This window comes from Aeromonas finlandensis, from assembly GCF_000764645.1.
Classification (GTDB): Bacteria; Pseudomonadota; Gammaproteobacteria; order Enterobacterales; family Aeromonadaceae; genus Aeromonas; species Aeromonas finlandensis.
Map to the genome: position 1 here is coordinate 1 of NZ_JRGK01000079.1, position 9,760 is coordinate 9,760.

Sequence of the window (9,760 nt, forward strand, 5' to 3'; positions counted from 1 at the left end):
CACCACTGCTGAACCCCATCATCGTCGGCTTGATGTGGGCCACCTTCGGCTGGAAAGTGACCCTGCTCTACGCCGTGATCGCCGCCAGCGTCTCCGTCATGGCGAGCATGCTGCTCGACAGATTGGGGTTCGAGCGCCATATCATCGACCCCAAAGAGGCAATCCCCTCCTGCAGCAGTGGTTGTGGCCCAGCCCTTCGTACCAAAACCCAGGCAAATTGCAGTGACAACCAACGCGGCGCCATTCGCTCGGTCAAACCGTTCAACGGGGCGGCATGCTGCGCAGCAGCGCAACCAGAGATGACCGAACAAGCCACTCTCTCCTGCTGCGGCGATGGCACGGCAACCCTGACCAGTGCGCCACAGCTCCCCACTGCCTGGGTCAAGGCTCGCATCGATGCCTGGCAGCAGTTCAAAGCGGTATTGCCCTTCCTGCTGCTGGGGGTGCTCGTCGGCTCGTTTATCTACGGCTTTATTCCGGCCGAGTGGATCGCTGCCCATGCTGGCGCCGACAACCCGCTGGCCATTCCCTTCAGCGCCATCGTCGGGATCCCCCTCTACATCCGCGCCGAGGCCGTGATCCCGCTCGCGTCGGTACTGCTGGGCAAAGGGATGGGGATGGGCGCCGTTATGGCGCTGATCATCGGCAGTGCCGGAGCCAGCCTGACCGAGGTGATCCTGCTCAAATCGATGTTCAGAACCCCGATGATTGCGGCCTTCCTGACCGTGATACTGGGGATGGCCGTGATGATGGGCTACCTGACCCAACTGCTGTTTTAAACCACCCATCTTTAAACAGGCAAAGTGTTAAGCCAGCTGAGTGTGGAACCATCAGGCTTCGCATAGATAAAACGCCGATCGGATGATCGGCGTTTTGTTATAGCCCGAGGCGTTGTTAATGGGATGTCGCACCTACCCATTAACAACGCCGTTGGAAGGCAAATCCGGAAGTAGGCCATCACTTTGAAGTCTGCCACCATGGTCACAGACGATGCCCCATTTCCATCTCGCGAAAACCGCTACGTCAACAAGCGGTTAGCCATGCCATCCAGCAGTTCTTTGGTCTTTTCCCAACCGGGCATCACCTGACTCATCAGCCGATAAAAGTGCTCGCTGTGGTTGTGCTCGGCGATATGGCAGAGCTCGTGCAGGATCACGTAATCGATACACTCGCGGGGCGCTTTGACCAGATGTGGGTTAAGCGTGATCCGGCCATGGGGGGAACAACTTCCCCACTGGGTCTGCATGGTCAGGATACGCAGTGGCGGACGTTCGGTGACCCAGATGGCCTGATCGAGCATGGCATTGAGTCGTCTGGCAAACACCTCCCTGGCTCGGGCCTTGTACCAATCAGCCAGCAATGCCCGTACTTTCCCGGCTCTCTTTGCGCTATCAGTGACTGGACTCCTGACCGACACCTCCAACTTGCCACGCAGCATCTTGACCCCCTGCACAGCATCAGGTGCCGCTATCACCTTGAGCAGGTACTGCTTGCCGAGGTAATAGTGACTTTCCCCACTGATGTACTGGCGTGGGGTGACGTGCTCCAACTGCTGACGAAAGTCGCGTAACTGCTCGTAGATCCAGCGTCCGCGCTGTTTGACCGCTGCGAGAACCGCATCATCAGCCGCCTCACGCGGGGCCGAGACCACGACGCGGCAATCGGGATGCACCTTGATAAGTACCTTGCCGCTGGCTTGTGGCCGCGCGACCCGCTCGAAGGCAATCAGCTCATCGCCGTAGCGAAAGTGAAAAGAGGGTGCTGGAATGTGGGGCTGAGCATCGCCCTTGTCCCTAATAGGCACATTCATCCGATCAGACTCCGCTCAAGCCGACTCGGGTGATCTGCACCACCATCTCGACGATTTTCTTGGCCTGCTCCATACCACTGCCGATGGCTTTGCACTCCTGGAACATGCGTGGCAGCAGTTGCTTGCGAATGCCTGCTTCGATGTTCTGCGGGTTGATGGAGTGCTCGGCTACCGATGCATCCACGACCGTATCGATCTCGAAGGCCAGCTTTATCCATTTGTCCTGTACCTGGCTGTCGGTGATGGCAAACACCTCCGGCAGCACCTTCTTGAACACCCCAAAGTAGGCCTGAGCGTGGCGATGCCCAGCAAAGGCGTCAGGAATGTCACTCAGGCGGCGCTCCTGTACCTGCTCTTCGAACTCCCGAAACAGCATGTACTGCTTGAGCGGGTGCTCGAACAGCTTCTCGGCATCAAGGATGGCCTGGCGCAGCAGCTTGGAGAAGGCTTCCTGGGCGTAAGGGTCGTCGCGTAGCTCCTGCTCAATCATGCGGGTGACCCGAGTCTTGATGATGTCGGTCTCGTTGCGGGTCTTGTTCTCGTTCCACTCTTCTGGCTGTTTTTGGCCCATCTTGCCGACTTCATAGAAGCCACCCGGCTCTTTGACCTCTACACCGACCACATGCTTATCCAGCAGCTTCTTCACCTGCTCGGCATATTCGTCGTAGTCAACCTTCTCACCTGCATCCTGCTGCACCAGTTGGCGCAGGCTGGAGAGCTGTTTCACCGTCTCCTTGTAGTGGCGACGATCCGCCTCGCTAAAGGCGCTGTCCTCGAAGAAGGAAGCTGACTGCAACGCCACTTTCAGGCAACTGGCAAACGCCGTGAGCGCCTCGTAGAAATCTTCGCGCACCTTGAGGTGCACATCCACCAGCTCTCCGTCCAGCTCCTCCATCTTGGGCACCAGCACTTGGCGCAGTTGCTCGATGTCCTGCTTGTTCTTTACCCCGGCAAAGATGCTCCACAGGGTCTGGTAGAGCTGAGGCAGCCGCTTGTACTCGGTGCCCATCTGGTTGTAGAGACCGTTGAGGTCGTCAACGTCATAGCCGCCCTGGGTGCGGGAAGCGAGATCCTGATACTTGCCGATGGTGGTATCGAGCTCGGATAAGATGCCGCGATAGTCGATAAGCAGACCAAACTGCTTCTTCGGGTGCAGCCGGTTGACCCGTGCAATCGCCTGGATCAGGTTGTGCTCTTTTAACGGTTTGTCGATATAAAGCACGGTGTTCTTTGGCTCATCGAAGCCGGTCAGCAACTTGTCCACCACGATCAGCAACTTGAGGTCGTCATCCTGATCGAAACGGTCCACGACCTGTCTGGTGTAAGCCTGCTCATCCCCAAAACCAAAGAGAGTGCCGACATTCTCCTTCCACCACTGAGTAACCAGCGGTGTGGTCGATTCATCCACCTCGGTGTTGCCTTCACGGCTGTCGGGCGGGCTCATCACCACCGCCGATTCGAACAGCCCAGCCTCGTCGAGGTACTTTTTATAGAGCACCGCCGAGGCTTTGCTGTCGCAGGCCAGCTGACCCTTGAGCCCCTCGACAATGTGGTTTGAAAAGTGACTGGCGATATCGAACGCAATCAGCTTGATGCGATCTTCCGCGCTGTAGATCTCGCCCTTGCGGGCAAATTTGCGTTTCAGATCGGCCTGCTGCTGTTCGTTTAACCCCTGGGTGATGCGGTCAAACCAGCTGTCGATAGCCCGCTCGTTGACCTCCAGATCAGGGATGCGCTCCTCATAGAGCAGCGGCGTCACCGTCTTGTCCTCGACCGCCCGCTGCATGGTGTAGGCATGGACGATGGGGCCGAACTTGTTGGTGGTCTTGTCATCCTTGAGCAGCGGCGTGCCGGTAAAGGCGACAAAGGCAGCGTTGGGCAGCGCCTGCTTCATGCGGATATGGTTCTCGCCCCCCTGGCTGCGGTGGCCCTCATCGATCAGCACGATGAGATCCGGGCTCTTGTTGCTGCACTCCGGCAACTTGGTGGCTGAGTTGAACTTCTGAATAAGCGAGAAGATGATGCGCTCGCTGCCCTTGCCGATCTGCTGTGCCAGCCGCTTGCCCGAAGTGGCCATGGCCGCTTCTTTATCTTTCTTGCCCGCGAGTTCGCCGCTGGAGGCGAAGGTCTTGCTGAGCTGGCTCTCCAGATCCACCCGATCGGTCACCACCAACAGGCGGCACTGTTTCAAACTGTCGTGCAAGATCAGCGCCTTGCTGAGGAACACCATGGTGAAGGATTTACCCGAGCCGGTGGTGTGCCAGATCACCCCACCTTCTCTCCCGCCATCTGGGCGTTTCTGGTTGATACGCTCGATTAACCGCTTGATGCCAAACACCTGCTGGTAGCGGGCGACTATCTTGCCCGCCTTCTTGTCAAACAGGGTGAACAGCCGGGTCATCTCCAGCAACCGCTCCGGCGAGAGCAGGCTAATTAGCAGTCTATCCTGCTCGCTGACCGCCAGCTCACCAGCCGCAACCAGCGACTGATACCAGTCCAGATCGGCGACGGGCCGGTGGCTAAACAGGGTAGATAGTTGTGCGGATGAGAGCAGCTGATTCTTGATGGCCGTCATTGCACCATCACCGATGTCCTCCTCGCGCCAGGCGGCCCAGAACTTCTCCGGCGTACCGCAGGTGGCATATCGTCCCTCGATACCGTTGATGGAGAGCAGCAACTGGCTATAGGCAAACAGCAGCGGGATCTCGTCGGGGCGCTGGTTGCGCAGGCTTTGGGAGATCCCCTCCTTGATGGTCGGCCCTTTTTTGGCGTTGCCATCCGGGCGCTTGGCCTCGATCACCACCAGGGGCAAGCCATTGACGAAGCAGACGATATCGGGGCGGCGATGCTCTTGAAACGAAGAGCCGATACCACCAGAACGAGTCACTCTGAACTCTTCAGTAAAGGTAAAGCGGTTATTGTGCGGATTGTGCCAGTCAATCAGGGGGATGGTGGGGCTCACCTTCTTGCCATCGACAAACTCGGTGACCGACATACCGTAAAGCAGATGGTTATAGAGCCGCTCGTTGGCCGCCTGCAACCCTTCATTCAGGGCCGGACTGCACAGCTCGCTCACCAGATTGTCCACTGACTTAGGGGAAAGCGGATAGGTCTTGCCCGCAAACACAAAGGTGCGCTCGGCCAGTACGTTGCGTAGCTGTTGACGCAGCACCACCTGATCGGCCTTGCCATCCCGCGCCGCCAGCGCCTGTTCAGGGGAGAGGAAAGACCAGCCCAACTGGGTCAGCAGGGTCAGGGCCGGGAGCTTGGCGCTGTACTCTTCTTGAAATTTCGGCAAGGCCTTCATAACGGGGATGCCTCAAACTGGTTGTCAATTTTTTGCTGAAAGCCGATCAACTCATGAATGGTACTCGTCGTCGGGTTATACACCCACTCATGGTCAAAGAGGCGCTTTAGCCGCTGAACCATATAGGCAGAGCCGACCACCAGAGAGTAAAAGCGGTTACCCTTACCACGCTGTTGCTCGATATTTGCCAGGGTCTCCGGTGGCAGATCCGCCATGATGAAGTCAGAAATCATCAACAGGTCGGCCTTTTGGTAGGTCTCTGCGGCCATGGTTTTCAACGCATGGCCAAGGGCTGGTGCCGCATCAGTACCACCATGAAACGACATTTTCAGAAAGTCGATTATCGACGCAAGGCCCCATTTTCCACTCAACTCCAAGGTCCTGATACCCGTAGAGAAGTTAATCAGGTAACAGGGGCGTTGCTCCTCTCTCGCTTTGGTTGCCAGAAATAGCGTCATCGCTTTGGCGATCGTCTCGGGCGCCCCGCTCATCGAGCCACTGGTATCAACGCAGAGGATCATGGGGCCGCGCTTCTCCTCTTCGTTGACCTGCCTCTCCTCTTCTCGTTCAACATGCAGATGTTGAGTCTGCATACCTGCCATATCAAAGCTCATCAGTCGTGACTCGACGAACTTCAAATCAAACAGCAATGCGGTCTCGTCATCAGCCAACAGGGCTTTCTCGCTGGGCAATACATGCTCCAGATCTCGTCCCAACCGAATACCCACTATCTCCTCTCGGGAGTTGATATCGGGCAGACAGAGATCCAGAACGTGGTTGACCTTCACCCGCTCAATCTTTTCGGAGAGTTCAATCTGCCGGATCTTGCCGAGCAAGTCGCATAACGCATGCAACCCCTTGTCGTTTGCCAGATAGCTTGCCCACTTCTGGAACTGGGCCAGATCTTGGGCAGAGAGCTGGCCACTGGAGAGATCAACCAGTCGCCCCGGATCCAGCCCCAACGCTTCAAGCAGAGGTTGCAACTGCTGCAACAGCTTGAGCATGCTCTCCAATCGTTCCATTAACTGGCGACGCAGCTGCTCGATCCTGGCCAGCTCCCAACTATTGCGGGCTTTATCCAGCACCTTTTGCCATTCAGTAGCCAGCAGTTGGCAACTGACGGCCTTATCCGCACTCGGCTGCTCTACGTCCTGAGCGAAACTATCGGCAACCTGCTTTTGCCAAAATGGCGGGTCCACCGGGTGCTGGCTGGCTTTACAGAGTGCGAGAAAATCGTCCACCGCCCCTTGAAAAGAGGCTTTGGATATATCACCAAGCGCACTCGCTCTTCGCCAATGGTTCAGCTTGTGGGCATGCTCAGTGAATGGACACTCGTTGGTCAACGCTGCCTCAGTATCTCTCTTCCACTCCTCAATGTGCTGCCTAACCTGGCTGGTCAGCGAGCTGGAGTGAGCCAGCAATCCACCATAGCTGTCGCGGAGTTCTTTTTGAGCGAGATGCGAAGCACTCTCCACCTGGCTTATTTGCATAAGGCTTCCAGCCGTTCACAATCTTTGATACGCAATTTGAGCCGAGCAATCTGCTCGGTAATGCCATCAATAGCCAATGCGCTCTGCTGGGCAGGAACGAAAATGGATGCCAATTTTTTCTCATAGCCTTGGCACTGTTTTTCTATCTTATTCAGAGTGGCTATAAGCTGTTCTCTGGTTTTTGCCACCGACTCAGCCAATGAGGTGATAAGCCGCTTGTTAATATTTGGTTTCTTGTCACCTTTATGGAAGAGAACTTCTGGTTTGAAATTAAAACTGCCAAATCGGCTCTTCATTGATATCCGACAAGTACCCTGGCCATCAAATTGACAGACAATATAATTTAGTTCATTACCCGTTTCACTTGTCGGGTGGAATTCATGTGTGTTCTTAAGGTTATCCAATGGAATAAAAATGTAAGAACCAATCCTAGTATTATCAAAGTCGTTCTTCACTTTGAAAAAAGCGTGCCCATTAATAATCTGTGTATCGTAAATATCAGTGGCACTGAAAAGTTCATTATGGATCTCTTTCTCCAATGATTCTTTTTCGGCATCAATCTGCGCGAGATTAATACCACTGTCAAAACCGGTATCCTTGACGGCTTGCTCGACGATATCGTTAACGGCAAGACGGTTCTCTTCATGGGTCCACAAGCAGTGCCGCAATAGCAAGGCATCACTGTGATTGGTTTCGCTGCGGCCATTAAAGAGGGCAGCAGCCTTGAGCAGTTGGGTCGCCCGCTGCCAGCGGCGGTCGGAAACATAGACCTTCAGTTTGTCATATTTGGTGGCGAGTTCACTGCGGATCAGGCGAATAATGGTCAGGGTTTCCGGTGACAAACTCACCTCATGCAGTTGCTCTCGCCATTTAGCCCACTCATCGGCCTTTACAATAAGCGAGTCATCAACCCTGATGGCCGCCTCGGTCGGTTTGCACGCCAGCAATCGTTCAAAATTATCAGACTGCTCAATGGGCCCGACCATCAGGCGGATGATAAAGCGATCATACAGCGCATCCAGCCCCTGATTGGCATCGGGCGTTTCATTTGATGCAGCCACCAAGGCTTTCAGTGGGGCCTGCTCGATCTGTTCGCCGTTGCGAAAGGTGTGCTCATTGATAAGTGTCAGCAGGGTATTGAGGATCGCCGGGCTCGATTTCCATATCTCGTCCAGAAACGCGAAATCGGCCTGGGGCAGATAATGCTCGGTTTTACGAACATACCGATCCTCTTTGAGTGCCTTGATCGAGATGGGGCCAAAGACCTCCTCGGGGGTACTGAACCGGTTCATCAGGTACTCGAAGTAGGCCGGATTGGCAAAGGCACAGGCGATGCGACGGGAGATCAGGCTTTTGGCCGTGCCGGGTGGGCCGTAAAGAAAGGTATTCTGACCACATAAGGCACCCAGCAACGCCACCGAGATCACCTCCTCCCGCTCGAACATCCCCTCACATACCGCGTTGACCAGCCGTTCCATCCGTTGTTGTAATTTCATGTTTATCCCTAACTGACTGTTTGTTTTATTAAATTTTTTTATGGCAATGCGGATGCTGCCAATGCTTGCCATTCGCCGTGGCCGTCACCCTCTCTGAGGTGACGGCCCAAGGGCCGAGCGACTGATCAGTGCAGACAGCACTGCTTGTACTTCTTGCCGCTGCCACAGGGGCATGGCTCATTGCGCCCGACCTTGGCGGGGGTGTTGACCGGTTTCATCGATGATACCGCGACAGGCGCCCTGTTTGGCCCCCGTTGGGCGAGAAAATAGGCGTGCAGCCGCAGCGCGGCGGGGGCCACCTCGGCCACGCTCTGTTGGTATTGCGTCAGCGAGAGACGGGTCAACTGCGCCAGTTGCTCATCGCTGCCATGCAGGCGAATAAGTGCCAGCGCCTCTTGCTGTGGATGGGGGAGCGCGGACCAGTTGCCCAATGCCACACCGCGCAGATAACCCGCACACCACCATTTGGCGATCTCGACGGGGGGTTCCATATTGGGGGCAAGGGTAAAAATGGGCTCGAACTCGTCGTGCTGCTCGGTAAGGGCATAGGAGAGGAATGCCAGCTGGATCATCACCTGTTGCATCACACGATCCCGCTCGGCCCGATCACGCCATGCGGGCTCAACCCCGCCCCAGATGGCGGGCCACCAGCGATCAATGGGCGGCTGCTGTGGGCCGGAGATAACGGCGGTCAGAAAGCCATCCAGCTCGGAGAGGTTGCGAATGGCATTGGGGTTGCCATATTCGCGCAAGCGCGCTTCCAGCCAGAGGTTCTCCGCCTCATCGGCGGCATCTATCGTGAGTGGGTTCATCTTAAGCGGCCTCCTCGACCTTGACCCGCCGTTTGCCGGTCAGCAGTTGTTGCATCAGCGCTTTTTTCTCTTGTTTTAGGGCATCGAGCTTTTGTTGCAGGGTGGTAATTTCTTGATCGGCGGTGGACAGTGCGGCGGCGATTTTTTGTTGTTCTTCTAGTGCGGGAATTTTCACCACGTGAGTTTTTATATTTCCCGTAATCTGTGGCTGACCAGATCCTGATATTAAGTACGACAGATTGCTTCCATCCAATACATAGAAGAGGAACTTTTTACTTATAGCGGGAAAATTATCGGTATTAATAACCATTGCATTCCCTGTAATCCATGACTGAGCCTGAGTCCAGTTAACAACGCCGCATGTACTACCCCGACAAGTAACCGCGATTTGCTCAGTTGCGTGATTAAATTCTTCGTAGAGGCCAATAATTCCGTTTGCGCCATAAACGGGATAACCAGTTTCAGTCAACATTGACTGCGATATAGTCTTTGGCTGATAGACTTCTGCTATGTCTGATAGAGGCTTACTTTCCCATTCCCCACTAAACCTCACCCCATTCTTATCCAGCAGGCGTTTTTTGCCGGTGAGCAGTTGTTGCATCAACGCCTTTTTCTGCTGCTGACTATTGGCCAGCAATTGCTCGGTGGTGCTGATCGCCTTATCCCATGTAGAAAGGATTTGGACGATTTTTTTCTGCTCGTCGTGTGGGGGCAGCGGCAAAGCAATATCATTAAGTATTTGCTGACTTAAATTTGATATATTTGTTCCGCCACCATATTGAGATATCTGGCTTTTGAAAAATGAAGACCTAGCTACAAATGCAATATATTGTGGCAGTATGTTC

The 9,760-nt window shown here is 55.0% G+C and carries 7 protein-coding genes; 1 reads left to right on the forward strand and 6 read right to left on the reverse strand.

Annotated features, from left to right (window positions below; translation table 11 throughout):
• Positions 1 to 779 (forward strand): permease (locus LD28_RS0109215; RefSeq protein ID WP_033136682.1); only part of this gene is annotated, 779 nt, incomplete at its 5' end.
• A gap of 239 nt (positions 780 to 1,018) precedes the next feature.
• Here the strand turns inward: LD28_RS0109215 and LD28_RS0109220 are convergent.
• From LD28_RS0109220 to LD28_RS0109245, 6 genes are all read right to left on the reverse strand, one after another.
• Positions 1,019 to 1,810 (reverse strand): M48 family metallopeptidase, encoded by a 792-nt coding sequence (locus tag LD28_RS0109220; RefSeq protein ID WP_033136683.1) that lies wholly within the window; start codon positions 1,808 to 1,810, stop codon positions 1,019 to 1,021.
• Between the two features lie 4 nt (positions 1,811 to 1,814).
• Positions 1,815 to 5,117, reverse strand: a complete 3,303-nt coding sequence (locus tag LD28_RS0109225) for a type I restriction endonuclease subunit R (protein ID WP_033136684.1) — start codon at positions 5,115 to 5,117, stop codon at positions 1,815 to 1,817.
• Entirely contained in the window at positions 5,114 to 6,607 is a 1,494-nt protein-coding gene (locus tag LD28_RS0109230; protein WP_033136685.1) for a VWA domain-containing protein, read from the reverse strand. The genes LD28_RS0109225 and LD28_RS0109230 overlap by 4 nt, the downstream gene beginning before the upstream one ends.
• The gene (locus LD28_RS0109235) at positions 6,598 to 8,103 is read right to left on the reverse strand and encodes an AAA family ATPase (RefSeq protein WP_033136687.1); all 1,506 of its coding nucleotides are present in this window, start codon (positions 8,101 to 8,103) and stop codon (positions 6,598 to 6,600) included. Before LD28_RS0109235 ends, LD28_RS0109230 begins: the two co-directional genes overlap by 10 nt.
• A 125-nt stretch (positions 8,104 to 8,228) precedes the next feature.
• Positions 8,229 to 8,915 (reverse strand): UPF0149 family protein, encoded by a 687-nt coding sequence (locus tag LD28_RS0109240; RefSeq protein WP_033136686.1) that lies wholly within the window; start codon positions 8,913 to 8,915, stop codon positions 8,229 to 8,231.
• A gap of 1 nt (position 8,916) precedes the next feature.
• A partial coding sequence (locus LD28_RS0109245; RefSeq protein ID WP_033136688.1) for a restriction endonuclease subunit S occupies positions 8,917 to 9,760 on the reverse strand: 844 nt, incomplete at its 5' end.